Origin of the sequence: Aeromonas simiae (assembly GCF_000820125.1) — a bacterium.
Classification (GTDB): domain Bacteria; phylum Pseudomonadota; class Gammaproteobacteria; order Enterobacterales; family Aeromonadaceae; genus Aeromonas; species Aeromonas simiae.
This window is the reverse complement of the sequence record NZ_CDBY01000083.1, coordinates 1573-1981: the sequence shown is the minus strand read 5'-3', so window position 1 is coordinate 1981 and position 409 is coordinate 1573. Positions and strand designations below refer to the sequence as shown.

The window sequence follows — 409 nt, the reverse complement described above, 5'->3', positions numbered from 1 at the left end:
GGTGACGACGAGGTGATCCTCGATATCCGCTCCATGGATGAGCATGAAGAGAAGCCGCTGGTGGTGGCCGGGCGCGACGTGCTGCACGTTCCCTTCTTCAAGCTGGCCACCGCCTTTGGCGATCTGCCCAAAGAGAAGACCTACCTGCTCTATTGCGATCGCGGCGTGATGAGCAAGTTGCAGGCGCTCTACCTCAAGGAGAAGGGCTTTGACAACGTCAAGGTCTACCGCCCGTAACGGAGCGCAGCAGAAAAAACCGGCCAGCAGGCCGGTTTTTTTATGGGCCCGGATCAGGTCGCCTCGCGCCAGCGCTGGGTGCGGCGGCGCAAGGCCCGCCCGATCAGCAGCTCGAGCAGCTTGACGCCAGCGGCGGTCAGGGTGATGAGGGTCGCCATGGCGGCGGCCGCCG

The 409-nt window shown here is 63.8% G+C and carries 1 protein-coding gene; it reads left to right on the top strand.

Annotated features, from left to right (window positions below; all coding sequences use genetic code 11):
* The coding region (gene thiI / locus BN1134_RS16715) for a thiazole biosynthesis protein (protein ID WP_042048612.1) at positions 1–237 on the top strand (237 nt) is incomplete at its 5' end.
* Positions 238–409: the final 172 nt, after the last annotated feature.